Annotated in this window: 24 protein-coding genes; 16 read left to right on the forward strand and 8 right to left on the reverse strand. The window is 68.3% G+C overall.

Annotated elements, in window-relative coordinates; all coding sequences use genetic code 11:
- Positions 1–150 precede the first annotated feature (150 nt).
- On the forward strand, positions 151–705 hold the full coding sequence (locus tag RCO27_RS04265) for a polysaccharide biosynthesis/export family protein (RefSeq protein ID WP_309001392.1): 555 nt from the start codon (positions 151–153) through the stop codon (positions 703–705).
- On the opposite strand, the gene RCO27_RS04270 is transcribed toward RCO27_RS04265, so the two are convergent.
- Positions 702–1358, reverse strand: coding sequence for a hexapeptide transferase (locus RCO27_RS04270; protein WP_309001393.1), 657 nt, complete (start codon positions 1356–1358; stop codon positions 702–704). The two genes, RCO27_RS04265 and RCO27_RS04270, sit on opposite strands and share 4 nt — an antisense overlap.
- A gap of 356 nt (positions 1359–1714) precedes the next feature.
- Here RCO27_RS04270 and RCO27_RS04275 point away from each other — a divergent pair, with 356 nt between their 5' ends.
- A complete protein-coding gene (locus RCO27_RS04275) occupies positions 1715–3121 on the forward strand; it encodes a sugar transferase (protein WP_309001394.1) in 1407 nt (468 codons plus the stop codon).
- Between the two features lie 11 nt (positions 3122–3132).
- Complete coding sequence (locus RCO27_RS04280; RefSeq protein WP_309001395.1) at positions 3133–4218, forward strand: glycosyltransferase family 4 protein; 1086 nt, start codon at positions 3133–3135, stop codon at positions 4216–4218.
- Here RCO27_RS04280 and RCO27_RS04285 read toward each other — a convergent pair.
- Genes RCO27_RS04285 through RCO27_RS04295 form a run of 3 tightly spaced genes read right to left on the reverse strand, consistent with a single transcriptional unit; the run spans position 4215 to position 7469 of the window.
- Entirely contained in the window at positions 4215–5222 is a 1008-nt protein-coding gene (locus tag RCO27_RS04285; RefSeq protein ID WP_309001396.1) for a polysaccharide pyruvyl transferase family protein, read from the reverse strand. The two genes, RCO27_RS04280 and RCO27_RS04285, sit on opposite strands and share 4 nt — an antisense overlap.
- The gene (locus RCO27_RS04290; protein ID WP_309001397.1) at positions 5215–6705 is read right to left on the reverse strand and encodes a lipopolysaccharide biosynthesis protein; all 1491 of its coding nucleotides are present in this window, start codon (positions 6703–6705) and stop codon (positions 5215–5217) included. The genes RCO27_RS04285 and RCO27_RS04290 overlap by 8 nt, the downstream gene beginning before the upstream one ends.
- An 11-nt stretch (positions 6706–6716) precedes the next feature.
- Positions 6717–7469 (reverse strand): glycosyltransferase family 25 protein, encoded by a 753-nt coding sequence (locus RCO27_RS04295; protein WP_309001398.1) that lies wholly within the window; start codon positions 7467–7469, stop codon positions 6717–6719.
- A gap of 192 nt (positions 7470–7661) precedes the next feature.
- Here RCO27_RS04295 and RCO27_RS04300 point away from each other — a divergent pair, with 192 nt between their 5' ends.
- The 8 genes from RCO27_RS04300 to RCO27_RS04335 all read left to right on the forward strand — a co-directional run bounded on the left by RCO27_RS04300 (position 7662) and on the right by RCO27_RS04335 (position 16164).
- Positions 7662–8633 carry a glycosyltransferase family A protein gene (locus RCO27_RS04300; RefSeq protein WP_309001399.1) on the forward strand — a complete coding sequence of 324 codons (972 nt, stop codon included), beginning with the start codon at positions 7662–7664 and terminating at the stop codon, positions 8631–8633.
- A 30-nt stretch (positions 8634–8663) separates the two neighbouring features.
- Positions 8664–10043 carry a GumC family protein gene (locus RCO27_RS04305; protein WP_309001400.1) on the forward strand — a complete coding sequence of 460 codons (1380 nt, stop codon included), beginning with the start codon at positions 8664–8666 and terminating at the stop codon, positions 10041–10043.
- Between the two features lie 23 nt (positions 10044–10066).
- Positions 10067–11455 carry a hypothetical protein gene (locus tag RCO27_RS04310; RefSeq protein WP_309001401.1) on the forward strand — a complete coding sequence of 463 codons (1389 nt, stop codon included), beginning with the start codon at positions 10067–10069 and terminating at the stop codon, positions 11453–11455.
- A gap of 16 nt (positions 11456–11471) precedes the next feature.
- Positions 11472–11726 (forward strand): hypothetical protein, encoded by a 255-nt coding sequence (locus tag RCO27_RS04315; protein ID WP_309001402.1) that lies wholly within the window; start codon positions 11472–11474, stop codon positions 11724–11726.
- Positions 11727–11814: 88 nt separating this feature from the next.
- Positions 11815–13014 carry a glycosyltransferase gene (locus tag RCO27_RS04320; protein WP_309001403.1) on the forward strand — a complete coding sequence of 400 codons (1200 nt, stop codon included), beginning with the start codon at positions 11815–11817 and terminating at the stop codon, positions 13012–13014.
- On the forward strand, positions 12993–14297 hold the full coding sequence (locus RCO27_RS04325) for an outer membrane beta-barrel protein (RefSeq protein ID WP_309001404.1): 1305 nt from the start codon (positions 12993–12995) through the stop codon (positions 14295–14297). Before RCO27_RS04320 ends, RCO27_RS04325 begins: the two co-directional genes overlap by 22 nt.
- 1 nt (position 14298) lies before the next feature.
- On the forward strand, positions 14299–15330 hold the full coding sequence (locus tag RCO27_RS04330; protein WP_309001405.1) for a hypothetical protein: 1032 nt from the start codon (positions 14299–14301) through the stop codon (positions 15328–15330).
- A gap of 81 nt (positions 15331–15411) precedes the next feature.
- Entirely contained in the window at positions 15412–16164 is a 753-nt protein-coding gene (locus tag RCO27_RS04335) for a MerR family transcriptional regulator (RefSeq protein WP_309001406.1), read from the forward strand.
- 43 nt (positions 16165–16207) lie between these two features.
- On the opposite strand, the gene RCO27_RS04340 is transcribed toward RCO27_RS04335, so the two are convergent.
- From RCO27_RS04340 to RCO27_RS04350, 3 genes are all read right to left on the reverse strand, one after another.
- Positions 16208–16636, reverse strand: coding sequence for a hypothetical protein (locus RCO27_RS04340; protein WP_309001407.1), 429 nt, complete (start codon positions 16634–16636; stop codon positions 16208–16210).
- A gap of 83 nt (positions 16637–16719) precedes the next feature.
- Positions 16720–17694, reverse strand: coding sequence for a diacylglycerol kinase family protein (locus RCO27_RS04345; RefSeq protein ID WP_309001408.1), 975 nt, complete (start codon positions 17692–17694; stop codon positions 16720–16722).
- Entirely contained in the window at positions 17694–18176 is a 483-nt protein-coding gene (locus RCO27_RS04350) for a DUF2141 domain-containing protein (RefSeq protein WP_309001409.1), read from the reverse strand. Before RCO27_RS04350 ends, RCO27_RS04345 begins: the two co-directional genes overlap by 1 nt.
- A 113-nt stretch (positions 18177–18289) precedes the next feature.
- Between RCO27_RS04350 and lptF the strand changes: the two genes are divergently transcribed.
- From lptF to RCO27_RS04370, 4 genes are read left to right on the forward strand one after another with little or no spacing between them, the layout of a single operon-like run.
- Complete coding sequence (gene lptF / locus RCO27_RS04355; RefSeq protein ID WP_309001410.1) at positions 18290–19504, forward strand: LPS export ABC transporter permease LptF; 1215 nt, start codon at positions 18290–18292, stop codon at positions 19502–19504.
- Complete coding sequence (gene lptG, locus RCO27_RS04360) at positions 19504–20598, forward strand: LPS export ABC transporter permease LptG (protein ID WP_309001913.1); 1095 nt, start codon at positions 19504–19506, stop codon at positions 20596–20598. Before lptF ends, lptG begins: the two co-directional genes overlap by 1 nt.
- Positions 20595–20927 carry a YnfA family protein gene (locus tag RCO27_RS04365; RefSeq protein WP_309001411.1) on the forward strand — a complete coding sequence of 111 codons (333 nt, stop codon included), beginning with the start codon at positions 20595–20597 and terminating at the stop codon, positions 20925–20927. The genes lptG and RCO27_RS04365 overlap by 4 nt, the downstream gene beginning before the upstream one ends.
- A 4-nt stretch (positions 20928–20931) precedes the next feature.
- Complete coding sequence (locus tag RCO27_RS04370) at positions 20932–22449, forward strand: oligosaccharide flippase family protein (protein ID WP_309001412.1); 1518 nt, start codon at positions 20932–20934, stop codon at positions 22447–22449.
- On the opposite strand, the gene RCO27_RS04375 is transcribed toward RCO27_RS04370, so the two are convergent.
- A complete protein-coding gene (locus RCO27_RS04375) occupies positions 22450–24882 on the reverse strand; it encodes a zinc-dependent metalloprotease (RefSeq protein ID WP_309001413.1) in 2433 nt (810 codons plus the stop codon).
- 118 nt (positions 24883–25000) lie between these two features.
- On the opposite strand from RCO27_RS04375, the gene ychF reads away from it, so the two are divergent.
- Entirely contained in the window at positions 25001–26101 is a 1101-nt protein-coding gene (gene ychF, locus RCO27_RS04380; RefSeq protein ID WP_309001414.1) for a redox-regulated ATPase YchF, read from the forward strand.
- Positions 26102–26129 lie beyond the last annotated feature (28 nt).

Consider the following 26129-nt stretch of genomic DNA (forward strand, 5'->3'; position numbering starts at 1 on the left):
CGGGCGGTTTCATTGCGCCGACCCGAGGCCGGCGTGCGATGGAGACGGAACCGAAAAGGCCGGGATGCCGTTTGCGCTTCCATCGGTCCGTCGCGGCGCCCTGCCGCGGCTGGAGATGGTCGTTCAACGAACGGGGACAGGGATTTTCGGATGCGCTGGCTTTTCCTCTCCCTTCTCGGCCTCCTCGTCGCCGCCTGCGCCTCGCAGGATCCCTTCCCGGTCGGCACCGCCGGCGGGCAGGCGCAGGCCGGGCATCGGCTCGCACCAGGCGAGAAGCTGCGCATCACCACCTATGGCGAGACCGCGCTGACCGGCGAGTACACGATCGGCGCGGCCGGCGACGTCGCCTTCCCGCTGGTCGGGACGATCCAGGCGGCCGGCAAGACGCCGCAGGCGCTCGGTCAGGAGCTCACCGCCGCGCTCGCCAACGGCTTCCTCCTGAACCCGAGCGTGGTGGTCGAGGTGCTGACCTACCGGCCGATCTACGTGCTCGGCGAGGTCAACCAGCCGGGCGAGTTTCCCTATCAGCCCGGGATGACCGCGCTCGCCGCGATCGCCCGGGCGGAAGGCTTCACCTATCGCGCGCGGCAAGCCTCGATCTTCCTGAAACGCGCCGGCGAGGCCGAGGAGCGCGAGGTGACTCTGACCAGCGACCTCACCATCCAGCCCGGCGATATCGTCCGGGTGGCGGAGCGCTACTTCTAGTTCGCGCCGTTCCCGTCGCCCTGATCGGGATGGGGGCGGAAGCCCTGCGACACGTCCGGCCAGACCCGCCGGTTGATATAGCCTTCCGAACCCTTGGTGGAGATGAGCTTCGCGGGGATGCCGCCGACCACGCCGTCGTCCGGCACGTCCTTGGTCACCACCGCATTGGCGCCGACCGCGGCGCGGTCGCCGATCCGGATCCGGCCGATCACCTTGCAGCCGGCGGCGAGGAAGACGTCGTCGCCGAGCACCGGCGAGCCCGCATTCGGGCCACGGTTGAGCTGGCCCAGCATCGATCCGTGGGTGATGTTGCAATTGGCACCGATCACCGCATCGCCGTTGATCATCACGCCGCCGAAGCGGTTGATGAAGAAGCCGGGGCCGATCCTGGTATATTCCGGAATCGCGATCCCGTATTTGTAGCGGTAGCGCAGCAGCAGCAGCTTGAGCGGTGGGTAGAGCGTCCACCTGGTGGCGCGCCGCTGCTTCAGATAGCCGCACAGGCGCATCACCACCGTATATTTGAAGCCCGGTGTGAAGAGGTAGTGCTTCAGGAAGGCGCGCACGCGCACGCTCCCGGCATAGCGGTAGAGGTCCGACCGGATGAGGGCCCGGACCAGGCGGAATTCGGGGCGTTCCTGAAATGGCTGCATGACCGCGCGAAACGATCCAATCCCGAGTCGGTTGCCACGTTGCAGCGCAAAAATTTCACACTGATTTCAATTACCGCGAACCGATACCGGGTAAGCCGCAGGTTCGGCCGTCAAGCAATTGTCATTAACCATATTTCAGAACGGGTCGTCGCAAGAACCGCGGAATTTGGCCGTATTTTGGAACCTGACCGGCGCGCGGCGGTTGCAGCCGTTCCGCGAAATCACGAATGACCAGCCAAGCGTTGTTGCCGAAACCGAGGGGTGCCTGAAAGTTGTGCGATGCACAATAAACCCAGTTTTCGGCGTCACCTTCGACGCATAACGAAGGGCCGCCCTGTAACCCGGTGGAGCGACAGATGAACGCCTATGCCGATTCCATGAAGGTCGACACGCAGTCGGTCATCATCGACTCGTTCCCCGTCCAGCAGATGGAGCTGCCGAACAAGCAGCGCCGGCGGATCGGGCTCTACCTGATCCTCGCCGCCCTCGATGCGGCGGCCATCGCATTGGCGCTGGCGCTGGCCAGCCTGTTCCTGTTCCACGACGCGATCGGCTGGCAGAGCGCCCGGCTGACCGGCATCATCGTGCCGCTGTTCGTCGCCTTCGCGCTGAGCCAGCGCGCCTACAGCGTCGAATCGCTCGCCAACCCGGCCAAGGGGGCGTTGCGTTCGGTTCTGTCGCTGCTGTTCGCGACCGGTATCGCCCTGATGATGCTGCATCAGGTCGGCATCCTCCATGTCTTCAACGGCTGGCTCGTCGCCTACGGCGTCGGCCTGGCGCTGCCGCTGCTGATGCTGTCGCGTGCCGGCATGCGCTTCGTGTCCGACTGGGCGTTGCAGCGCCACCCGGTGAGCGAGCTGGTGATCGCCGACGGGATATCGGTCAAAGGCGCCGCCCACCAGCTCGTCGTGAACGCGCACGGCGCCGGCCTCGCCGCCGATCTGTCCAACCCGATGATGCTCGACCGGGTCGGCCAGCTCTTCAAGAATGTCGACCGGGTGACGATCGCCTGCCCGCCCGAGCGCGAGGAGAGCTGGACCCTGATCCTCAAGGGTGCGGGCGTCTCCGGCGAAGTGCGCGCTGCGAGCCCGGCGCTGCCGTTCAGCACCGAGCCGGTCGACATTTTCGGCGACCGCTATGCGATCTTCCGCCAGCCGACCATCCAGGAAGTCGCGCTGAAGCGGCTGATGGACCTCGCTGTCGTCGTGCCGATGATCGTCTTCTTCGCGCCGCTGTTGATCGCGATCGCGATCGCGATCAAGGTCGACAGTCCGGGCTCGATCCTCTTCGTGCAGGAGCGGATCGGGCGGGGCAATCGCATCTTCCGGATGTACAAGTTCCGCTCGATGCGGGCTGAGCAATCCGACGCCAGCGGCAATGTGTCGGCCAGTCGCGACGACGACCGCATTACCAGGGTCGGCCGCTGGCTGCGCGCGACGAGCATGGACGAGCTGCCGCAGCTCTTCAATGTGCTGCTGGGCAGTATGAGCCTGGTCGGCCCGCGACCGCATGCGCTCGGCTCGACGGCGAGCGAGAAATTGTTCTGGGACATCGATCGACGCTACTGGCTGCGTCACGCCTGCGCGCCCGGCCTCACCGGCCTCGCCCAGGTGCGCGGCTATCGCGGCGCGACCCACCATTCGCGCGACCTCGAGAACCGGTTGGCATCCGATCTCGAATATATGCGTGACTGGTCGCTGTGGCTGGACGCGGTGATCCTGCTCCGGACCTTCGGCGTCGTCGTCCACCGCAACGCGTTCTGAGGCTGAGCGAAATGAAGATCGCCGTCACCGGCCTTCGGGGCATTCCCGGCGTTATGGGCGGCGTCGAGACTCATTGCGAGGAGCTGCTGCCGCGCGTGAAGCGGCTGGCGCCGGAGGCGGCGATCACGGTCTTCGCACGCGGCCCCTATGTGCCGCCCGGAACGGGCGAGCATCGCGGCGTCAGGATCGTGCCGGTCGCCTCGCCCCGCTCGCGCTCGTTCGAGGCGATCATCGCGACGTTCAATTCGCTGCTGGCCGCACGGCGCGAGGGCGTACAGCTCGTCCACATCCATGCCATCGGCCCGGCGTTGCTGACCCCGCTCGCCCGGATGCTCGGCCTGCGCGTCGTCGTCACCCATCACGGCGAGGATTATCGCCGCGCGAAATGGGGCTTCGTCGCGCGCCAGATGCTCCGGCTCGGCGAGCGCTTTGCGCTGCGCTCGGCGGACCGGCTGATCGCGGTGTCGCCGTCGCTGACCGAGCGGCTGCGCAGCGCCTATCCGGCCGGTGCGGCACGGATCCGGTTCATCCCCAACGGCGTGCCCGAGCTTCCCGTCGGACAGGGCGACGCACTGGCCCGGCTCGGTCTCGCGCCGCAGAACTATATTCTCGCCGTCGGGAGGCTGGTGCCGGAGAAGGGGCTGCACGATCTGGTCGATGCGCACCAACGCGCTGGCGATCCGCGCACGCTGGTCATCGTCGGCGGAGCGGACCATGATAGCAGCTACGCGGCCGGGCTCAGGAAACGGGAGAGCGCGCAGGTCCGCTTCGCCGGCTTGCAGGATCGCGCGACCCTCCGTGAGCTGTTCGAGAATGCATCGCTGTTCGTGATGCCCTCCTACCATGAGGGTCTGCCGATCGCGGCGCTGGAGGCGGCGTCCTGCGCGACCCCGATGCTGCTCAGCGACATCGAGCCCAACCGCGACCTCGGTCTTCCGCCGCACCATTATTTCCCGGTCGGCGATGTCGATGCGCTCGCCGAACGGTTCCGCCGCCCCGCTGCGGATTATGCCGTGGAGCGGGAGTCCTTCCTGAGCGCCTTCGACTGGGACCGCATCTCCGAGCGCACCCTCGAAGTCTATCGCGAGGTCACTTAGGCGGCTTTGCGTTCTTCGCCCAATAAGGCGGATGCCTCGGCGGCCGCCTCTTCGAGGCTGGCCGCCGTGCGCAGGATGTCCACCCGCCCCGTCCAGGCGTCGATGAAATTTCCGATCTTGCGGTAGCTGTTGTCGAGCGCGACGTGCGGGATGGCGAGCAGGGTCGAAAGGATGTGGCCGTGCAGCCGGTCGGTGATGACGACGCGGCCCTGCGACAGCTGCGCGATCCCGCGCCGGAGGCGCGACAGCGCCTGACGCTCGTAATGCCGGACACGCGCGGCGTTTGGCGGATCCATCAGGCCGAGGAGACGGGTGCCGATCGCAGTGCGCCGGAGCGCGGTGCGATCGTCCTCCAGCCAGTCGCCGGTGATCGCGCGGGGCGGGCCGAGGCGGCTCTCATAAGGCCCGGCCTTCTCGTGATCGGTGCGCAGCAGGCAGAAGATGTCGGCCGCTGCCGGCTGCCGCGCGAGTGGGCCGATGGCGAAGGCCATATCGGGGACCAGCAAGGTCTCGCAGGGGAAATTGCGGCGGGCGAAGTCGAGGGACGGTTCGTCGCGCACGCACAGCGTGAACTTCCCGTGTCGTTCGATTGCGCGGGCGCAGTCGGCGACCGCGGACTCGCCGTCGAAGAAGATCGACTGGGGGAGCTGGACGATCCGGCGATCCGGGAAGCGTTCGAGCATCGCCAGGCGGAAATCCTGGTGCGCTTTCCAGAGCGTGCCGAAATTGCCGCCGCCGTGGAGAAGGATCGTGCCCTCCGGCGCGGCCGCCGCGAGCGCGTCGTGATCGTGCGCCCGGATCGTACTCACATAGGTCGGGGTAAGGCTGCGCCTGCGCAGCCAGGCCGTCTCGCCGAGCCAGATCGCGGAATCGCCGACATTGGCATGATCGGGATAGTCGACCAGCGCGACCGGGCTGCCGCCGATGAGGGGGGCAAGGCTTTCGTCGAGCCGCGCCTGCAGCCGGGCGATGCAGGCGCGCGAAGTTTCGGGTCCGTCAGGCATGGCGGGCCTTTCGTTGTTTCAGCCACCAGCGGAGCTGGCCGCGGTGGCCCGGGGAGATGGCGAGGAGCAGGGCGAAATAGAGTACCGCGCCGCCGGCGACGAGCACGGCAAGCGCCGGCCAGCCGACGCTGCCGACCCGTTCCCAGCCGGCCTCGCCCGCCCAGACCGCGACACCCATCCCGGCGGCGGCGAGGAACGGCCCGCGGATCGCGGTCCAGGTGTCGGCGAAGCGGATGCCGGAGGCCTGGCGCAGGAACAGGATCTGGAGCGGCAGGGTGAGGTAGGAGCGCAGCACATAGGCGACGGCGACCCAGAACAGGCCGTGGGGCAGCGCCAGCAGGGTCAGCGCCACGGTGGTGACGAGCTGGACGATCGCAAGGGTGCGTTGTTTGCCGGAATCGCCCATCGCACCGAGCACCGGCGAAGCGAAATAGTTGAGCGCGAACGGGATGCCGATGAAGGCGAAGACCTGCGCCAGCGTGCCCGCGTCGTGCCACTTCGCGCCGAAGATCATCGGCACGGCATGTGGCGCCAGCACGCCGAAGCCGACCAGCGCCGGGAATGACAGGGTGACGCTGGCGCGCAGCGTCGCCTGATAGGCGTCGCGGAGTGCCGCGAGGTTCGACTGGAGCCGCGAATAGGTCTGCAGGCTCACCGAGGCGAAGGGCTGGATCGCGCCGTTGCCGATGATCTCGGTGGTCCGCCAGGCGACCCGATAGACGCCGACCGCCGCCGCGCCGAGCGTGGCGCCGACCAGCAGGTCCTGCAGCCGCACCAGGAAGAGGAAGATGAGCTGGGCGACGGTGAGGTTGCCGCCGAAGCTCAGATTGTCGCGCATCTGTCGGAAATCGAACGACCTGCCCGGCACCCACCGGTAGGACGCCCAGGAGAGGATCGCGCCGATCGTCTCGGCGACGAGGCGCTGGACGACCAGGCTCCAGATGCCGAACCCCGCAAAGCCTGCCGCGATCGCCGCGCCGCCGCCGATCAGGCCGGCGAGCAGCGATCTGAGCGCGATCGTGCGGTGCCCGAACTCGCGCAGGCGCAGCGCCATGTGCGAGGCGCCGAGCGCGTTGATCACCGCGGCGAAGGGCAGCACTTGGAGCGGTCGCTCGGCCGAGGGCTGGTTCAAGAGGTCGGCGAGAAACGGTGCGGCGGCGACGAGCAGCAGCGCATAGACGAGCGCAACCGCAACATTGGTCCAGAACACCGTATCGATGAATCTCGGCGTGATCCGCTCGGCACGGGCGACGAGCTGGGTGAGGCCGCTGGTCGCGACGATCCGGCCGACCTCGGCGAAGACATAGGCCATCGCAAAGATGCCGATCTCCTCGCGGGTCAGGAGCTGGGCGAGGACGACGAAGACGGCGAAGGAGAAGAGCTGGTCGGACAAGGTGCGGGTGATCGTCCAGCCGATTGAGCGGCGGGTCTTGCCGCGGAGGTCTGGATCGAATTCCGGCACGGCCGGGGGGATATCGCTCACACGTGCGATCCTCAGCGTGCCCAGAGCGCACGGGCGCGGCCGTGGAAGTGGAGCGCGAACCGCTCCCGGCGCCGGGCGATCGCGCGCCTGAGCTTCAGGCGCGGCGGAATGTCGAACGCCTCGAACCGCTTGAGGCCGATCCCGCTCTCCTGCGCCCGTTCCATGATCGGGAAAGGAAAAACAGCAAGGTTGCGCACGCCGTGCGACCAGCTGCGGTCCATCTCGTCGTCGACCGGGCGCCGTATGGTGCGGAGATGCTCGACGAAGGTCGCCGCGGCACGGCGGGTGATGAGATAGCCTTGGGTGCCGAAGCAATAGCCGGAGACCTCGGTCAGCCAGCGGGTGCGGGCGCCGAAATCGCGCTCCAGCATCCGCATCGGCGCCGGCTTCTTGTAATAGAGGCGGATATAATCGTGGCCCGCGGCCGCATGGTTCATCGCGAGGAAGGCAGCGAGATAGGCCCAGTCGACGATCACGTCGTCCTCGAGCACGACATATTGATCATGGGGGCCGGCGACGAGCTGCCGCCATGCCTCATAGTGACTGGAATAGCAGCCGATCTCGCCCTTGGTGAGCGGCCGGCCCTTGGCGACGATCGCCTCGTCCTCGGGATAGGCGAGGTCGGGGTGGAGGCTCTCAAACGCGTCGAAGAATTCCCACGGCAGACTCGCCTCCCGCGCCGACGCGCTGAAGGCCTGACGCCGGTCTTCGGCGTTCCTGAGGCTGATCACGAGGATTCGCGTCCTGGGTTCGGCGTACGCCATGCCTGCTCCCGTCACCGCAAGCGCCGTCCCGGTCCGCGTTCGGCCGTTACCTCAAAGGGATGGACGCCATCTTGCCGCATTGCACAATAACTGACGAGGGCCCTATACGGCTCCCGCCGGCCGCCGAAAATGCCATGAGGCTCGGTTCGGCACCGCTTAGTCACGCGTCGTCGGATGAGGAGCGACAGGCCCATGTCGCCGCGATTTTCGGTCATCATCCCGGTCCACAACAAGGTCCGGCACGTCGCCGCGACGGTCGAAAGCGCCCTCGCCCAGAGCTACGCAGCGCATGAGGTGATCGTCATCGACGATGCCTCGACCGACGGCAGCAGCGCCATCCTCGCCCGGCTCGACAATCCGCGAATCGTCAGGCTGCGCAGGGAAGTGCCCGGCCCGGGAGGCTATGCCGCGCGCAACCTCGGGATCGAGCAGGCGAGCGGCGACTGGATCGCGTTCCTCGACGCCGACGATCTGTGGGAGCCGGACCATCTCGCGAGCCTTGCCGAGGCGATCGCGCGCCATCCCGAGGCGGGCTGCGCCGCGACCCGCTTCACCCATGTGTTTGCGGATCGGCAGCAGACGTCGAAGAGTTCGCCGCTATTGGCTGCAGCCGCGGAAACACCGGCGGATTTGGAGGCCTTTCTCAGGATCTGGCTTGAGCTTGGCGAATGCCCGGTCTGGACCGGCGCCGGCGCCTTCCGGCGACAGGTGCTTCTCGACGCCGGCCTCTTTCCGGCGGGTCTTGCGACGCGTGGAGGCGACAAGGACCTTTGGCTGCGCGCGGCGGCACAGGCTCGATTCGTCCACGTCCCCAGGCCCACCGTGGAGTTCCACCGCGATGCCGACAACAAGGTCAGCAAGACGACCCGGACGACCGGCCTCCCGATCCTGGTCCGCAGCGCCCAGGCGCTGATGGCCGGCGCCTCACCCGCGGTCCGCGGCCTCCTCCGCCGTCTCGTCAACCAGCAGATCGGCCTCTACGCCCGCTTCGCCTTCAGGAGCGGCGGCATCTCGCCGGACCTCCGCGCCAACATCTATCTGCCCGAGGGCCTGGCCACCTGGCTGATGGTCCGCGGGATCGAAGTCGTCCCCAATGGGTTACGACGCCGGATCTATGGCGCCATCAAGCACCGCGACACCGGAGCGCTGGCCGCCAATCCCTAACCACAAGCCGGGGGCCAGGAGGAATTACGAATGCCCAACGACCAGCTCGCCATCGACCGCGACGGCGCTCACCCTGCCGCGCGCCAGGCGGAACGGGACGAGATGCTGGACCTGAGGAGGATCTGGCAAGCGGCCGCCCGCAACTGGTTGCTGATCGCAGTCATCACCATCGTCGTGCTGGTCGCGACCGCGCTTCTCTACATGTCGACCAACCCGACCTATCTCGCGACCGCGCAGCTGATGGTCGAACGCGTGCCCGACGACCCGTTCGCCCCGGCCAACAAGGACCAGCCGGTCATTCCGGCCGACTCGCCGACCGTGGACACGGCCGTGGCGGTGATCCAGTCCCCCGCCCTGCTCGGCCGCGTCGTCGATCAGCTGCGCCTGATCGAGAATCCGGAGTTCAATCCCGACCTCGCTGAAACCGCTGTGCGCAGCGGCCCGGCGGCCCCCGCCGCCGCGCGCGACCGGGCGATCCGCATTCTCGCCAGCCAGCTCGATGTCGAGCGGCAGGGCGTCTCCTATGCGATCGACGTCAACTATGCCTCGCACGAGCCCGACACGGCGGCGCGCGTCGCCAATGCGGTGATGGCCTCCTATATCGACGGGCAACGCGAGGGCCGCGCCGGAACCACCGAGCGGGCCGCCCGGCTCCTCGGCACCCGCCTCGAGGAGTTGCGCGGCGAGGTGGTCGCCGCCGAAAGCGCCGTCGCCAATTATCGCGCCCAGCACCGGCTGTTCGCCGCGTCCGACACCAGCTCGATCACCCAGCAGCAGCTCTCGACGCTCGACACCCAGCTCGCGGAAGCCCGCGCCAAGCAGGCGGAGGCGGACGCGCGCATCTCCGCCGCTCGCCGCAGCGCCTCGGAGACGTTCAGCGCCTCGCTGGAATCCAGCGTGGTCAGCGGCCTTCGCCAGCAACGCGCCCAGCTCGGCGCCCAGGCGGCGGACCTCTCGGCGCGCTACGGCCCGCGCCATCCCGATCTCCTCCGCGTCAACCAGCAGGTCGCCGACATCGACCGGCAGATCCAGGCCGAGCTCGGCCGGATCGCCGCCAGCCTGTCGACCGAGGCAAACGTCGCCCGCCAGCGGACGTCCTCGATCGGCGGTTCGATCGGCACGCTGCAGGGCCGCCTCGCCGCCGACAATGCCGCCGCGGTCCGTCTCGCCGAGCTCGAGCGCAATGCGGAATCGGCCCGCTCGATCTACCAGGCGTTCCTCGACAATTACCGGCAGGCGGTTGCGCGGCAGGGCACGGAATCGAGCGGTGCGCGGGCCATTTCCGAGGCGCAGGTGCCGGTCCTCCCGGTCGCGCCGAGCCCGTACATGTACCTGCTGCTCGGCCTGGTCGCGGCGGCCGCCCTCTCCGGCATCGCCGTGGTGGTGAACGAGCTGAGGCGGGCGGCGTGAGCGCGGTTCGGATCGGCTGAGCGATGGACTCGGTCGGCGGCGGCGCGCCGTCCTTTCCGCTCCCGATCCTGATCGCGGTCACGGCGCTGCTCGCCGTGCCGCTCTATTTCGCCGCGCGTGGGCTGCGGGGAGATGCGGCGCGTTTCCTGATCGGGGCGATCTGGCTGCGCTATATCCTCAGCGTCTTCCACGTCATCACCTTCCGCGACTTCGCCGCAGGACTCAGCCTCACCGCGATCGGATCGATCCTGGTGACCGGCCTCGGCCTGTTGCTCGTCGACAAGCGCTATCTGCTGCTGAAGGCGCTGGTCCCGGTCTATGCGCTGATCGGCATCGCGCTGATCAGCGCCGAGCTCAACGCGGGCTTGTTCACCGCACTCGATACGGTGGTGAAATATGTCTATTTCTGCACGCTGCTGATCGCGACCTACGAGGCGCTGAAGGACAACCTGCCGGGCGATCTGTTCCGCCGGCTCATCCTGGCCTTCGCGCCCCTGCTGGCCTTCCAGATCCTGTCGGTTGCGACCGGCCTCGTGAAGGCGTCGGAGCTGGACGGCTCGCGCTCCTATATCGGCGGCTACAATCACGAGGCGGCTTTCTCGGTCGCGCTCGTTACCTTCTTCATCGTCGTGTCGTTCGCGACCGGGCTGGCGCGCTGGCTGAAATTCACGCTGCTCGCGTCGATCTTCGCGGGCGTCGCCCTCGCCAACTACCGGACGTCGATCATCGCGCTGCTGCCGTTCGTCGCCCATGTCTTCATCAGTCGCACCGCCGGCCTGTTCCGACCCCGGCAGCGCTGGGTCCTGCTCGGCGCCGGAATTCTGCTCGCCTTTGTCACCCTCGCCATCACCACCGCGGTCACGGGGGAGCGATTCGGCGATCTCGCCATATTTCTCACCGACCCGGGCGCCTACATAAAGCCGCAGGAGCAGTTCACGCTGGAGGAGCGGCGCCTGCTTTCCGGCCGTGCCTATATCTGGTCGGGCTATATCTATGCGTGGAGCGACTCGACCCAGTGGCAGCATCTGTTCGGCTTCGGCCCGGACAGCTGGTCGGACTGGTTCCGGGTCTATCCGCACAACACCGTAATCGCCTTCCTGTTCGAACTGGGCCTTGCCGGACTCGCCGTTCTTCTCTGGTGGTGGGCGGCGATGTTCCGGCTGGCGAGCCGTGCCCGGCGGCCGGTCCGCACCGATCTCGTCGTCGCGCAATGTTCATTCATCCTTTTGAATCTGGCGACGATGGCGCTATGGCAGATTGAGGGGCTGATCCTGTTCGCGCTGATCTGCGGTTACGCTTTGTTCAGCGCAGTGCATGAAGGTGCCGTCCGACGGGAAGGACGGCAGAGGTTCGAAAGCCGGGGCGATGTTGCGGGGAGGAAGCAGGTTGGAGGGCCGTCTCGAGCGGGCTGAGTCCGCCCGTAGTTTCTTGCCGCTGCTCGCCCGCCTTCTCCCTGCACGCCGCCCGGTCGCGCTCGCAGGCCTTGCGCAATCGAAACATACCGGCCCGCTCGACAGCGACACTGCCCTCGAAGCGCAAATCCGCAACGTACGCGATGGGCCGGGAAAGCCCGTGTCCGGCAAGAGCCGCGGCCTGAGCGTCCCTGCCCGGGCCTGGATCGCCGTGGGCGCGGCGGCGCTGCTCTGGGTGATCATCGCCGTCGTTCTCGCTCTGATCTCCTGATACTCTCCACCGGACGGCAGGGTCCCACGGGCCGCCGCATCGCGCTTTCCGTCCTTGCTGCGGCGCGACATGGGCGTTCCGGGGCGCCATGGAACACACTCCCGTGCCGAAACGTATCCTGTTCGTGATCAATTCTCTTGCCGGCGGCGGTGCCGAGCGAGTCATGGCCACATTGTTGCGCCATTCGGGAGACCGGCGGGATCGCTACGCCATGTCGCTGGCATTGCTGGACGAAGAAGCTTCAGCCTACGCCCCGCCGGAATGGCTGCCGGTCCATCGCCTCGATTCAGGCGGCGGTCTCGTGCGGAGCGCACGCCGCTTGCGCGCTCTCGTGGGCGAAACCCGACCCGATCTGGTGCTGAGCTTCCTCACCCGCTCCAACGTCGCCGCCTGTCTGGCAACGGCGGGGCGCGATGTTCCGTTCGCAATCAGCGAACGGGTGAACACCAGCGCGCATTTGCCGCGAAACATCTCGGGACGTGTCAGCCGGACGCTTGTTCGACGTGCCTATCCCCGCGCGCGCCGCGTCATCGCCGTTTCCGAGGGCGTGGCCGAGGACCTCAGTGCGAATTTCGGAGTGGCGCGTGCCCGTGTTCGCGTGCTCGCCAATCCGGTCGACGGCGACCTCATCCGCGCCCGCGCGCAAGAACCGGATTCGCTGCCGGTAGATGGCCCCTATGTCGTGGCGATGGGGCGGCTCGTTCCCAACAAGAATTTCGCGCTGCTGATCGACGCCTTCGCCGATGCAGCCGTTCCGGGAAAGCTGGTGATCCTCGGCGAGGGTCCGGAACGTGACGCCCTGGAGCGCCGGATCGCCGCCCGGAACCTTGGCGGTCGCGTCCTGCTCCCCGGCTTCCTCGACAATCCCTTCCCGCTGATCGCCGGCGCCGATTGCTACGTCCTGCCCTCCAATGCCGAGGGCTTCCCCAACGGGCTGGTCGAGGCGATGGCGCTGGGGCTGCCGGTGATCTCCACCGACTGCCCGTCGGGGCCATCGGAAATCCTGGCCGAGCGCCCCCGTGGCGGCCTCACCGGCCTCGACTGCGCAGCGCATGGCCTACTGGTGCCGTGCGACGATCACGCCGCCCTGGCCGAGGGCCTGCGCCGGTATCAGGATCCCGATTTCCGTCAGCGCTACGCCGCGGCCGCCCGGGCCCGGGCCGACGCATTCTCGGTCGCGGCCTCGGTTGGCCGTTACTGGGAGGTGATCGAGGAAGCTTTGGCGGATGCGCCCCTTGCTGCCCCCCGTACGAACGGACCTGCGCAGTGGCTTCGCGCGTCGCGCTGACCCTGCGCTGCACCGCCGTCCTGGTCTATGCGGGCGCCTCGTCCGCCGCTTTTGCGCAGGATGCGGACATCCTGAACGATTTCCGGCTCGACGACCTCGAGTTCCGCCGCGGACAATTCGTCACCGTGCGCGAGCGGCCGCAGCCGCTTTACGATCCGGTGCCGGCGCGGCTCGGCCCGGTCGAGGTGCTGCCGCGCCTGCGCACCCAGGCGATCTACGACAGCAACGTCTTCGCCGTCGGCAATGCCTCCGGCGACGTGGCGTTGCGCGGCATCGCCGACGTCGAGGCGAACTGGTCCTCGGGCGGCCTCGCCGTCGAGGCCGATGCCGAGGTCGACCGGCGTCAGTATCTCGATTTCGGCGGCCAGAGCACGACCGACTATGCGCTCGGCACCGCGATCCGCTACACGCCGCGGCGCGGCACCGGCTTCTTCGCCGGCGCCCGGCTCGGACGCGAGACCGAGGCGCTGGTCGATCCCGCCGCGCCGCTCAACAGCGTCCAGCCCAGCCAGTACGACATCCGCTACGGCTTCGTCGGCGCGGCACGTCAGTTCAACCGGCTGCGCGTCGCCGGGCGGGTGAGCGCCGAGGACCGCAGCTACAGCGAAGGTGTCGACGCCCTCGGAAATCCGATCGACCAGAGCTTCCGCAACCGCACCCTCTACACGGCCGAGCTCGCGGCCGAATATGAGCTCGGGCCGGAACGCTCGGTCTTCGCCATCGCCTCGGTCAACCGCCGCGATTATCGCAACCGCCCGCCGCTCCAGCCGGAGCGGGATTCGCGCGGCTACCGGATCGAAGCCGGCGCCAGCTTCATGCTGACCCCCCTGATCCGCAGCCGGATCAGCGCCGGCTATTTCGCCCAGGATTTCGAAAGCCCGTTCTTCTCCACCATTTCCGGCCTCGCGATCCGGGGACGGCTCGACTATGCTGTGACCCAGCTGCTGACCCTCAGCCTCACCGCCTCGCGCGGCGTCGAGGAGGCCTCGACGATCGGCACCGGCGCCTTCGTCGCCAGCCGCGTCGGGCTGCAGGCCGATTACGAGCTGCTGCGCAACCTGATCCTCAGTGCCGGGCTCAGCTACGAGCGCGACCGCTTCGAGGACATCGACCGCCGCTACCGCATCCGCCGTGCCACGCTCGGTGCCGGCTATCGGCTGTCGCCGCGGCTGCGCTTCGACGCCGAATATGAGGCGCGCGACCACGACAGTTTCGGCGCGTCGCCGGGCCGCGATTTCGTGCGCCACCAGGTCACTTTGGGCATCACCCTGCAAGGAATCTGACATGCTCGACATTGCACTGACACGCCGCGCCATGATCGCCGGAGGGCTCGCCAGCCTCGCCGCCCCGGCGCTTGCCCAGACCCGCCGGACCGTCATTCAGGGCCGCACCTTCCGCGGCGACCGCGGCAACAATGTCGGGCTGATCGGCGGCGAGGCCTTCCGCGCGGTCGACAACATGTATGTGCGCAACTGCCGCTTCTTCGATCTCGGCAACGGCGCGGTGCGGGTCGCGACGCCGGTGCGCGACTTCATCCTGGAAGGCTGCCACGTCTGGAACATGTACCGCTTCCTCGACGCCACGGCCGAAGGCGTACCGGACGCCTCGCTGCGCGACTTCGTGATCCGGCGGATGACGGCGGGCCATCTCGAGCGCGGCTTCCTGCGCCTGCGCTACCAGGCCTCGCACGGCCTGATCGAGGACGTCGTCGCCAATTGCAAGGAGACGGGCGGCTCGCGCAACTGCGTCGGCTTCGCGCTCGACGACCAGGCGAGCGACATCACCTACCGCCGGGTCCAGGCGCACGGCTTCCGCGAGGTCACGCGCGAGGCCACCGCCTACTGGAACGGCGACGGCTTCACCGACGAGCGCGGCAACAGCGCGATCCGCTACGAGAACTGCACCGCCACCAACTGCACCGACGGCGGCTTCGACCTCAAATCGGCGAACGTGCTGATGGCCGGTTGCGTCGCGCGGTCCAACAAGCGCAACTTCCGCCTGTGGAACAGCGGCACCCTGCAGAACTGCCAGAGCCACGAGCCGCTGTGGCGCGGCGGCATCGGCGGCAAGGCGCATTTCTCCTTCCACGGCGAGGTCGGCACTTACGTGCTGCGGCGCCCGAGGGTCCGCGCGGCCCAGGGCAACGATGCCCCCGTCCTGCTCTTCGCCGGCACCAACCAGCCGGCGACCGTCATCCTCATCGACGCCGACATCGACGCGCCCTCGGCGCCGCTGATCAAGGTCGAGGGCGGGCCGGGGCCGAACGTCCAGTTCTACCCGCCGCGCGCCAGCCAGCGCATCCGCACGGCGAGCTGACCGGCAAGACCCCTTCAATTTCCCGCTTGACCCTCACGTTGCGTGATCCCGCATAGGCGCTGTCCACGGATGAGGCAGGCGATGCGACGGACGGTGAGCGAAGTGGCGGATGCGGCGGGCGTCAGCGTGCGGACGCTGCACCATTATGACGCGATCGGGCTCCTGAAGCCCGCCGAGATCGGCGAGAACGGCTACCGCTATTACGGGCGGGAGGAGCTGCTGCGGCTGCAGCAGATTCTCTTCTACCGGGAGCTTGGCCTGGCCCTCGCCGAGATCGGGCCAATCCTCGACGATCCGGGCTTCGACCGGCTGAACGCGCTGCGCGCCCATCGCGCCGCGCTGGAAGGACGGATCGCCCGCGGCCGGGACCTCATCCGCACCATCGATCGCACGATCGAATCATTGGAAAAGGATGAAGAGATGGAAGACTGCGACCTCTATGCCGGCATTTCGCCGGAGACGCGCGCCCGGTGGGAAAGCGAGGCCGAAAGGTTCTGGGGCGCCGAAGCGGTCCGCGCGGCGCAGGAGAAGGCACGATCCTTCTCGAAGGAGAGGGTCGCCGGGATCAAGCGCGAGATGGAGGAGATCCGCGCCGATTTCACCCGGCTGTTCCGCGAACGGGCCGATCCCGGATCGGACGCGGTGCAGGCGGTGACCGCTCGCCACCATGCCTGGGTCTCGAACAGCTGGACGCCCGACGCCGGGAGCTTCCGGGGCCTCGGACGATATTATGTCGAGCATCCCGAGTTCCGCGGCACCTATGAGGACGAGCTGCCGGGCTGTCCGGAGTTCATCGCGGAGGCGATGTCGATCTACGCGGACCGGTCGCTCTGAGCCGGTGGGAGCGGCCGGCTGGATGCCGGGCCGGCCGCTCCAATCACAGGCTGGCGACGACGCCCGGCCGCTCGTTGTCCCAAATCATGCTGATCACCTTCCAGCCGTCCTCGCTTTTGTAGAGCTGGATCGAATTGATCCCGCGCCGGTCGAGATCGGCGTCGGGCGAACGGCGCGCCTCGTAGAGGCTCCAGACATGGGCGATGTTGCCGAAGATGTTGATGCGCCGCGCCGTCTCGATTTCGTAGAAATCGTTCTCGGCGAAGAACGGCGTCGTATCCGCCGCATAGGCCTCGCGCGCCATGATCCTGATCGCGGGCGCGCCGGCAGCGTCGACCCAGGTCCGCATCTGCCGGCTGTCCTCATGGAAGATCGCCCGCTGCCGCGACCAGTCGCGCGGCCCCGCCGGCCCGGAGATCATGTCGTAAAGCTCGTCCAGAACCTTGCCGATCTCGACCTCATCCGCGTCCATGGCTTGACCTCCTGCCAACAGCGCTGACGCTTCGACTGTCGCCCGTCAATCGGTTCAGGTGTCGTTCGGCTGCGTTCGCTCGGTTATGCCGCCAGCCGCAGGAACGGGACCGGGGCGGTGGGCGTCAGGATGATCGGGCGGCCTTCGTTCGCCTCGAACAGCTCGCCGTCGAGGATGACGCTCGACTGGCTGCCCTGGATGCGGATCTCGTCGCCGCGCTCGATATGGACGCCGTCGAGCCGGCCGCGGCCGAGGCTGCCGCGCAGCGCCGCGACGAAGGCGCGCAGCAGCGCCGGCAGGCTGCGGTCGATGACCAGCAGCTGCATCGATCCGACCGGCTGGCCGGTCACCGCCATGTTGCTGTTGAACAGCAGCCGCTGCAGCGTCGTCACCATCAGGAAGGCGAAGCGGCCCTGATACTCGCCGCGTTTCGTCACCGAGACGGTGACCGGGCGCGGCGGCATCGGCAGGAAACGCGCGGGACGGCCGATCAGCACCGCGAGCAGGCCGAGCATCAGCGTCAGCGCATGCGCGAGCCAGTTCGGCAGGCCCAGCGGATAGATTTTGTGCCGGCAGTAGAGCATCGTGTCGGCGAGGCCCGCCCCGCCGAGGAACATGCCGAGCACCGGGCGGCCGCCTGCTTCGCCGTCGCTGAGCGCGATCAGCTCGCGGCTCACGATGTTGGGCGACATGTCGGTGCGTGCGAGCGTGAGCACCCGCTCGAGCGCCGCGATCGGATCGCCATCGGCGCCGAGATCGTGGGCGATGAGGTTGGTCTTGCCGTTGGGCAGCACGGCGACCGGCGGCGGATTCTCGCCGAAATGGCCGCCATGATAGAGTTCGGTCAGCGCCGTCTGGACAGTGCCGTCGCCGCCGTTGACGACCAGCACCTTCGGTTTCACGCGCGCGATGGTGCGCAAAGCCGCGCTGATCTGGCCGACCTCCTCCACCTCATAGTGGAAGACGTCCTTCTCCTGCGCGCAGAAGGCACGCACGCGCGGCAGCAGCGACTGGTTTCCCGTCGAGCGTGGATTGGAGAGGAGCGCGACGAGAGCCATTAGCCCCTCACCGGCCGGATCGAGAGGCCGAAGCGGTAGTTGAGCACGACATTGACCGGCAATGTGGTGTTGCCGACATTGATCGCCACCGAGCGGGCGCTCGGACGCAGGTTGGTGAGCGACAGGCGCGGGTTGCGCGAAAAGCCGCCGCCATCGTTCCAGCCCGAGCTGCCGCTGCTGTCCATGTCGTGGCGGACGGCGATCGCATAGCTGCCGGGCTGCGGCACCGGGACGCAGATGCGCATCGCGCCGGCGCGCGTCACGGGCAGATCGATGCGTTGCAGCCAGCGGCCACGCTCCAGGAACGAGTTGTCGGCGCGATAGAGCTGGACGCGCAGGTTGCCGGTGCGCTGCTTGAAGCCGTCGACAGTGACGAGCACCGCACCGTCATTGCCGCGGCAGGCGGCCGCGTAGGGACCGAGGACCGGCTGGGCGGCCGCCGGCGTCGCGGCGATGACGCCGAGCGCAAGACCGATGGCCACCTTAGCTGCAATCCTCTTCAACATCCTGCTCAACTCCGGTACGCTTGTTTCGCGCCCCTCGCGTGCCACATCGGGGACGCTTGCGGCCAAAATGTGGTCATGGAACGTCAAACTTGGGTGTCGCGACACAAATCGACCGCTATCTGGCGCGGCTGATCTTCGTTCCGCTGCTGGGCACGCTGGTGCTGGCGGCGATGCTGCTGCTGCTCGAGAAAATGCTGCGCCTGTTCGACTTCGTGGTGAGCGAGGGCGGGCCGGTCAACGTCGTCTGGCGGATGATGGCCAATCTCATCCCCGAATATCTCGGTCTCGGCATCCCGCTCGGCCTGATGCTCGGCGTGCTGCTCGCCTTTCGCAAGCTCGCCACCTCGTCGGAGCTGGATTCGCTGCGCGCCGCGGGGCTCAGCTACACGCGGCTGCTGCGCATTCCCTATTTCTACGCGATCGCGCTGATGCTGGTGAACGTCGCCATCGTCGGCTTCGTCCAGCCCTATTCGCAATATGCCTATCAGGAGCTGCGCTTCGACCTGCAGTCGGGCGCGCTCGGCGCTTCGATCAAGGTCGGCGAGTTCACCAATTTCGGCCGTCGCATGACGCTGCGGATCGAGCGCAGCGAGAACAACGGCACCGATCTCTACGGCGTGTTCGTCCGCGCCGATGACCGGGGCGGGCGGACGCTGGCGGTCACCGCCGACCGCGGCACCTTCCTCGCCACCGACGATCCCAATGCGGTCGTGCTGAGGCTCACCAACGGCCGCCTCGTCCACAACCAGCCGGGCTTTCCGGCACCGCGGGTGCTGAGCTTCCAGCGCCACGATCTGCCGATCGACCTGCCCGCGATCGAGGCCTTTCGCGGCCGCGGCAGCCCGCTCGACGAGCTGACCCTGCCTGAGCTGGCCAAGGTCGGCAAATCGGCCGAGGCCGATCAGGCGCGCCGCGACGCCGCGCGCGCCAATTTCCACTTCCGCATGGTCGAGATCATGATGATCCTGATGCTGCCGCTGCTTGCGGTCGCGCTTGCCGTGCCGCCGAAGCGCAGCACCTCCGGCCTCGGCATCTTCCTCGCCGTGGTGATGGTCGTCACCTATCACAAGGTGAACCAGTACGGCGAGCAGATGGGCGCCCAGGGCCGGATCGATCCGGTCATATCGCTCTGGGTGCCCTTCCTGCTGTTCGGCGCGCTGATCCTGTGGATGTTCTGGACCCTGGCCTACAAGCCGGGCGGACAGCCGATCGGGGCGCTGGAGCGGGTCTTCGCCGCCCTTGGCAAGCGCCTCGGCAAGCTGTTCAAGCGCCGCCACCACAGGACGCTCCAGGCCGCCGAATGATCAATCTCAGCTTCTTCCCGTCGCGCCCGATCGCGCTTTACATGGCGCGCCTGTTCATCACGCGCAGCCTTGCCATGCTGGCGGCGCTCGTCGTCGTGCTGATGACACTCGACCTGCTCGGCAATTCCGGCGACATCCTCGCCGTCCCGGGCAATGGCGATGCGGAGCTGTGGCGCTATGTCGGCCTCAGGGTCCCGCAGCTGATCAACCGCTTCCTGCCCTTCTCGGTGCTGCTCGGTGCGCTGATCACCCTGGTCGGCCTCAACCAGAACAGCGAGATCGTCTCGATGAAGGCGGCGGGCATCTCGGCCCACCAGATCATTGCCCCGCTGATCCTCACCGCTGCGCTCTTCGCCGCCGCCCATTTCGCGTTCAACGAGCGCATCGTCACCCGCGCCAACGCGGCCTTCGACGTGTGGGAGGCGGCCGACTGGGGGCCGGTCCCGGAGGGCAGCAATGTCCAAAGCAATGTCGCAGTGGTCCGTGGCGACGACCTCATCTTCGTGCGTCAGGTGAGCGGCCACGGCGACAGCGTCCGCCTGACCGGCGTCACCGTGTACGAGCGCGAAGGCGGCACGATGCGCCGGATCGTCACCGCCGAACAGGGGCAGCGCGTGCCCGGCGGCTGGCGGCTCAGCCCCGTCACCCTGTTCAACGTCGACACCGGCCAGCAGGGACGGATGGCGGCGCTGACCTTCGGTCCCGATATCCGCCCGGACCAGTTCACCCTCGCCCGAGTCGACCCCGACGAGCAGAGCTTCGGCACGCTGCGCCAGTCGATCTCGGAGCTGCGCGCGGTCAATCGGCCGGTCGAATCGCTGGAGGCGAACCTCTGGCGCAAGATCGCGAGCCCGATGTCGTCGATCCTGATGCCGCTGCTTGGCGCGGTCGCCGCCTTCGGCCTTGCCCGCTCCGGCCAGGTGCTCGTGCGCGCGGTGATCGGCATGGCCCTCGGCTTCGCCTATTTCGTCGCCGACAATTTCGCGCTCGCGATGGGCAATTTCGGCGCTTACCCGCCCTTCCTGGCCGCCTGGGGTCCGTTCCTGCTCTTCTTCCTGGTCGGCGAGACGGTGCTGATCCGGACCGAGGAATGACCTTCCTCGTCTACGCCACTGCCGCGCTGGCCGAGATCGCCGGCTGCTTCGCTTTCTGGGCCTGGCTGAGGCTCGACAAGTCGCCCTGGTGGCTGGTGCCCGGGATTGCCTCGCTGGCGCTGTTCGCCTGGCTGCTGACTTTGGTGGAGACGAGCGTCGCGGGGCGCGCCTATGCCGGCTATGGCGCGATCTACATCTGTGCCTCGCTGCTCTGGCTCTGGGCGGTGGAAGGCGCACGGCCGGATCGATGGGATCTGATCGGCGCCGCGGTCTGCCTGGCCGGCGCGGCAATCATCATTCTCGGCCCGCGACCGCCGGTCGCGGTCTGAAGCGATGAGCGAGGGGGCCGAAACACCTGCCGTCACCCGCGGCGAAGTGGCGCGCGGCGCGGCTCTCGCCGGGCTCAGTCGCCTGGGGGCGTTGATCGAGGCCGTCGCCCAGCCGGTCTATACATGGCTGTTCGGCATCGCGACCTACGGCCTCTACGTCGTGCTCTGGGCGGCGGTCAGCCTTGCCACCAACATTCTGACGCTGTCGATGAACAGCGCGCTCCAGCGCATCGTCCCGTCGAAGGAAAGCGAGACGGAGATCCATGGCGCGGTGAAGCTTGCGCTGGTTGTGCCGGTCGGCCTTGCCCTCCTCGTCGCCCTCCTCGTCACCATCGAGGCCCGTGACATGGCGGCGCTCGTCTCCGCCGCGCCGGAGGACGCAGAGCGGCTGCCGGCTGCCATCGCCCTCTTCGCCTGGGCCCTGCCGCTCTGGACATTCATCGAGGTCGCGACCGCCGCGGCCCGCGCGCGTCGCGCCTTCGGGCCGGAAATCCGCCTGCGCATCTTCTGGGAGCAGATCGCGCGCATCCTGTTCGCGCTCGGCTTCTTCCTGATCGGCTTCGAGAGCCATGGGCTGATGCTCGCGCATCTTAGCTCGCTGGCACTGACCGCCGCGCTCTGCGTGCCCCTGCTCCGCCGCTACTATGATCTCGGCCAGCTCGTCCGGGCGCCGATCCCGGCCCGTGTCGTGCGCGAGCTGATGGGCACCGGCCTCGGTCTGTTTCCCGCCGACCTCTCGCGCCGCGCGCTGATCGACGCGCCCGGCATCGTGCTCAACCAGATGTTTCCGGGCGCCGCCGGCGCCACCGCTGCCGGCCTGTTCGAGATCGCGCGCAAGCTCTCGACCATCCCGCTCATCGTCCGCCAGGCGTTCCAGTACGTCCTTGCCCCGCTCTCCTCCGCCCAGGCCCGTTCCGACCGTAGCCAGATCGCGCCGCTCTACCATTTCGCCAGCCGGGTCTCGACCGCCCTCGTGGTGCCGCTCGCCGGCCTCCTCATCTTCGCCGGCGTCGACATTCTCAGCGTCTACCGCCCGGAGGCGCAGGCGGCGCTGCCGATCCTCTACATCCTCGTCGCCGCGCGCGGCGTCGAGGCGATCGTCGGCCCGGCCTCGGTGGTGGTCGAGATGACCGTCCACCGCATCCTGCCGGCGGTGAACAGCCTGATCGCGGTCGCCGTGTGGATCGGGCTCGGCTGGTGGCTGGTGCCCGCCTATGGCGCGGTGGGCATGGCCATCGCGGTCGGCGCGGCGACGGTGACCTCGACCTATGCAGCGACGATCGAGCTTCGCATCAGCGACGGCCTCACGCCGTTCGGCGGCCGCCTCCTCCAGGGGTTCGGCATCGCGATCGCCGGCGTCGCGATCATGGGCGCCGCCGAATATTTCGCCAACGGCCCGGTGCGCTTCGTGTGGGTTCTCGCCACCTGGGCAGCGACGAGCTGGCTGGCGCTGCGCCACGGCCTCACCCGCGACGAGCGGCTCGCGCTTGGCGGCCTCTCCCGCAGGCTGCGGCTGGTCTGACTATTCCCCGAGCCAACCATCCTCCGCCCCGCCGATCGGCATCCCCGGCGGAATCTGCGGCGCGCGACGGGTGTCCGCGAGTGCGGCGGTCAGCGCCTCGCGGTCGCCGAGCAGGCGGCCGAGGCCCCGGCGCCAGTCCCCGTCCGTCCCGCGGCCAGACGAATCGGCGAGCTGACGGGCGAGCCGCGCCAGCCGCTCCGACAGCGCCAGCGCGATGGTCGGCGACAAGGCGGAGTCGCGCTGCACGCGGGCGAGTTGCAGCATCGTCGTCGTCGCGACGCGGCGCTGCACCTCGTCGGGCCGATCGGCGCCGAGCACACGGTCCAGCAGACGCTCGATCAGATCCTGCGGCGTCATCTGCTGGGGATCGCCCTGATGCTGGAGCTCCAGCCGGTTGAGCCGCTCGGGGACGAGCAGGTTGGAGAGCGTCACCGCCGCTGCGGTCTCGGACGCGACCAGCGGATCGAAGATGTTGCCGCCGGCGGTGCGGAAGATCTCGATCGCCTCCTGACGATCCTCGTTTCCGGACCACCCCGCCGACAGATAGGGCAGCAGCCCCGCCGGCACGGTGAGCGCCTCCGGCGACAGCGTGGCGAGCAGGGCATCGAGCGCCTGGCGCTGCGCCTCCGGGCCGACCACGCGCGCCGCCTCCTGCCCGTCGCCGTTGCGCGAATAGGAAAAATCGACGCCACCGACGAGCTTGGCCGCCGCCTCGACCTGATAGCGGTGCAGCAGCCAGATCGGCACGAACTTGCGCCGGAGGTGCGAGACCGGCTCGCCCGGATAAAGCGCCGTGGGCCCGAAGCGGGCCACGGCCGCCTGCCGCACCGCCATCATCCGCGTGAGCTCGCCGGACGGATCGGCCGCATCGTCCCACAGGCTGCCATTGGGCTGCGCCGAGTAAGGTGGCCGCGCTTCGCCGTCGGCGACGAAACGCAGCCCCTCGGCCAGGCCCGCCGTCATCCGCGCGTCGCCCTCCGCGTCGGTGTCCGCACCATAGAGCCAGTCGATCGCGAAATTGTCCCAACGCCCGACGCCGACGCCATAGGCGTCGGAAAGGTCCGGGGCGCCGTCGACCAGGCCGATGCGCGGTGCCGGATAGTCCATCACCGAATAGCGCCCCTGCGTGCTGGCCGCGAAATTGTGGGCGAGGCCGAGCGCGTGGCCGACCTCGTGCGCGCCGAGCTGCCGGATGCGGGCCAGCGCAGCGCGCACCGGATCGTTCGGTCCGCCGTTGCCGTTCTGCGCGGCGCCGACCAGCCCTTCGAAAATGAGCATGTCCTGCCGCACCCTGAGCGAGCCGAGCAGCACCTGGCCGCGGACGATCTCGCCGGTGCGCGGGTCCTCGATCACCTGGCCGTAGGACCAGCCGCGCGTCGCCCGGTTGACCCAGTGGACGACGTTGTAGCGCACATCGAGCGGGTCGACGCCTTCGGGCAGATATTCGACCCGGAAGGCGTCGATATAGCCGGCCGCCTCGAACGCCTCACGCCACCAGCCGACGCCTTCGTAAAGCGCGGTACGGATCGGCTCCGGCGCGGCGGTGTCGATGTAGAAGGTGATCGGCCGGCGCACACGCGAACGCGGCGCAGCGGGATCGAGCTTCTCCAGTCGGAAGCGGTTGGCGAGCTCGTAGACGATCGGCTGGCCAAGCGGCTGGGAATAGTCGATCACCTGCGTGCCGAAGCTGCCCGCGCGCGGATCGAAGCGACGCGGCCGGTAGCCGGGCTCGGGCAGGCGGATGAGCGAGTGGCGGACGATGAAGGAGAGATTGCCGCTCACCGGCGAAATGTTGTTCACCTCGCTCGACGGCCGCTCGGCAACAAAGGTGAGCCGCCCCTCCATCTCGATATTGTCCGGAAACACGCGGACCGAAGCGGGATCGGCGACACTAAGATCGCCGACCAGCCGGAACTCGCCCGCTTCGGAGCGGCGCAGCGCCTGCGCAATCCCCATGTCGTCGCGGGTCAGGAAGCCGGAGACGTCGACCAACATGCCACCGCCCGCCGTCTCGGCCGCGACATCGCCCATCCACACCGTCGAATAGGCGAAGCTCCCGCGCACGCCCGCCTGCTCGGTCGGTGTGCCGGTCGAAGCCCGGAAGCGCGGATTTTCGATTTCGGCGACGATCTTGCGGCCCATCCGCCGGAACACGAGGATCTTGGACCCGCCGGACAAGGCGCGGTCGAGGCCGATCGGCGCCGAGCCCAGGCCGGTTTCCAGCCCGGTCACGTAGAGGAAGCGCCCCGAAATGCCGCCCGCGTCCGGCGCCGGCAGCGAGAGGAGGATGCGTCCGTCGCGCCGGTCGACATGGACCGGCAGCAGCCCTTCCTGCGCGCTGGTACCTCTCAGCACCTCGGCCGGCGGATCGATGGCCAGTGCCGGAATGGGCACAGCCGTGACGAGGAGCAGGCAGGCGAAACGCAGCGTCATGGAAAGCACCCCCTTGTGGTTTCGCGCGGACACTAAGCTGGCATTTGCCGAGCGCAACGTCTAACGGACGCCTCGCGCGGGCGATCGCCGCGCGTCACCCGGATTTTCAGGACACCAGATGGGCTTTCGTTGCGGAATCGTCGGGCTGCCGAATGTCGGCAAGTCCACCCTGTTCAACGCGCTGACCGAGACGGCGGCGGCGCAGGCGGCCAATTACCCGTTCTGCACGATCGAGCCCAATGTCGGTCGCGTCGCGGTGCCCGACCCGCGCCTGCAGGAGATCGCGAAGATCGCGAGCTCGGCGCAGGTCATCGAGACCCAGCTCGAATTCGTCGACATCGCCGGGCTGGTGCGCGGCGCCTCGACCGGTGAGGGCCTCGGCAACCAGTTCCTCGGCAACATCCGCGAGGTCGACGCGATCGTCCACGTGCTGCGCTGCTTCGAGGGCGGCGACGTTACCCATGTCGAAGGGCGGGTCGATCCGGTGGCAGATGCCGAGACGGTCGAGACGGAACTGATGCTCGCCGATCTCGAAAGCCTCGAGAAGCGCGTCCCCAACCTCGCCAAGAAGGCCGCGCAGGGCGACAAGGAGGCGAAGATCCAGGCGAGCGTCCTCGGCCAGGCGCTGGAGCTGCTGCGCCAGTCGAAGCCCGCCCGCCTCACCCGGCCGAAGGACGGGGAGGAGAAGCTCGCGCTCGAACGCGCCCAGTTGCTCACCGCCAAGCCGGTCCTCTACGTCTGCAACGTCGACGAGGGCGATGCAGCGAGCGGCAATGCCCACAGCACCGCCGTCTTCGCCCGGGCCGAGGCGGAGGGGGCCGGGGCGGTGATCATCTCCGCCGCGATCGAGGCCGAGATCGCGACCATGCCGGCGGAAGACCGCACCGAGTTTCTCTCGGACCTCGGCCTCGCCGAGACCGGCCTCGCTCGCATCATCCGCGCGGGCTATGATCTCCTCCACCTCATCACCTTCTTCACCGCCGGCCCCAAGGAGGCGCGCGCCTGGACGGTCGAGAAGGGATCGAAGGCGCCCCAGGCCGCCGGCGTCATCCATTCGGATTTCGAGCGCGGCTTCATTCGCGCCGAGACGATCGCCTATGCGGACTATATCGCCTGCGGCGGCGAGGCCGGCGCGCGCGAGAAGGGCAAGCTGCGTTCGGAAGGCAAGGACTATGTGGTGCAGGACGGCGACGTCCTGCTCTTCCGCTTCAACGTCTGACGTAGCGCACGTGTTCGTCCGGAGCGAC

Source organism: Sphingosinicella sp. LHD-64 (genome assembly GCF_031157375.1).
Lineage (GTDB): Bacteria > Pseudomonadota > Alphaproteobacteria > Sphingomonadales > Sphingomonadaceae > Allosphingosinicella.

Bases quoted from the DNA above. Each gene is read 5' to 3' on its own strand.
- RCO27_RS04275 (WP_309001394.1), top strand. From the start codon at position 1,715: ATGAACGCCTATGCCGATTCCATGAAGGTCGACACGCAGTCGGTCATC.
- RCO27_RS04295 (WP_309001398.1), bottom strand. From the start codon at position 7,469: ATGGCGTACGCCGAACCCAGGACGCGAATCCTCGTGATCAGCCTCAGG.
- RCO27_RS04305 (WP_309001400.1), top strand. From the start codon at position 8,664: ATGCCCAACGACCAGCTCGCCATCGACCGCGACGGCGCTCACCCTGCC.
- RCO27_RS04335 (WP_309001406.1), top strand. From the start codon at position 15,412: ATGCGACGGACGGTGAGCGAAGTGGCGGATGCGGCGGGCGTCAGCGTG.
- RCO27_RS04265 (WP_309001392.1), top strand. From the start codon at position 151: ATGCGCTGGCTTTTCCTCTCCCTTCTCGGCCTCCTCGTCGCCGCCTGC.
- RCO27_RS04285 (WP_309001396.1), bottom strand. From the start codon at position 5,222: ATGCCTGACGGACCCGAAACTTCGCGCGCCTGCATCGCCCGGCTGCAG.
- RCO27_RS04340 (WP_309001407.1), bottom strand. From the start codon at position 16,636: ATGGACGCGGATGAGGTCGAGATCGGCAAGGTTCTGGACGAGCTTTAC.
- RCO27_RS04270 (WP_309001393.1), bottom strand. From the start codon at position 1,358: ATGCAGCCATTTCAGGAACGCCCCGAATTCCGCCTGGTCCGGGCCCTC.
- RCO27_RS04330 (WP_309001405.1), top strand. From the start codon at position 14,299: ATGCTCGACATTGCACTGACACGCCGCGCCATGATCGCCGGAGGGCTC.
- RCO27_RS04280 (WP_309001395.1), top strand. From the start codon at position 3,133: ATGAAGATCGCCGTCACCGGCCTTCGGGGCATTCCCGGCGTTATGGGC.
- RCO27_RS04320 (WP_309001403.1), top strand. From the start codon at position 11,815: ATGGAACACACTCCCGTGCCGAAACGTATCCTGTTCGTGATCAATTCT.
- RCO27_RS04300 (WP_309001399.1), top strand. From the start codon at position 7,662: ATGTCGCCGCGATTTTCGGTCATCATCCCGGTCCACAACAAGGTCCGG.
- RCO27_RS04345 (WP_309001408.1), bottom strand. From the start codon at position 17,694: ATGGCTCTCGTCGCGCTCCTCTCCAATCCACGCTCGACGGGAAACCAG.
- RCO27_RS04370 (WP_309001412.1), top strand. From the start codon at position 20,932: ATGAGCGAGGGGGCCGAAACACCTGCCGTCACCCGCGGCGAAGTGGCG.
- RCO27_RS04310 (WP_309001401.1), top strand. From the start codon at position 10,067: ATGGACTCGGTCGGCGGCGGCGCGCCGTCCTTTCCGCTCCCGATCCTG.
- ychF (WP_309001414.1), top strand. From the start codon at position 25,001: ATGGGCTTTCGTTGCGGAATCGTCGGGCTGCCGAATGTCGGCAAGTCC.
- RCO27_RS04375 (WP_309001413.1), bottom strand. From the start codon at position 24,882: ATGACGCTGCGTTTCGCCTGCCTGCTCCTCGTCACGGCTGTGCCCATT.
- RCO27_RS04365 (WP_309001411.1), top strand. From the start codon at position 20,595: ATGACCTTCCTCGTCTACGCCACTGCCGCGCTGGCCGAGATCGCCGGC.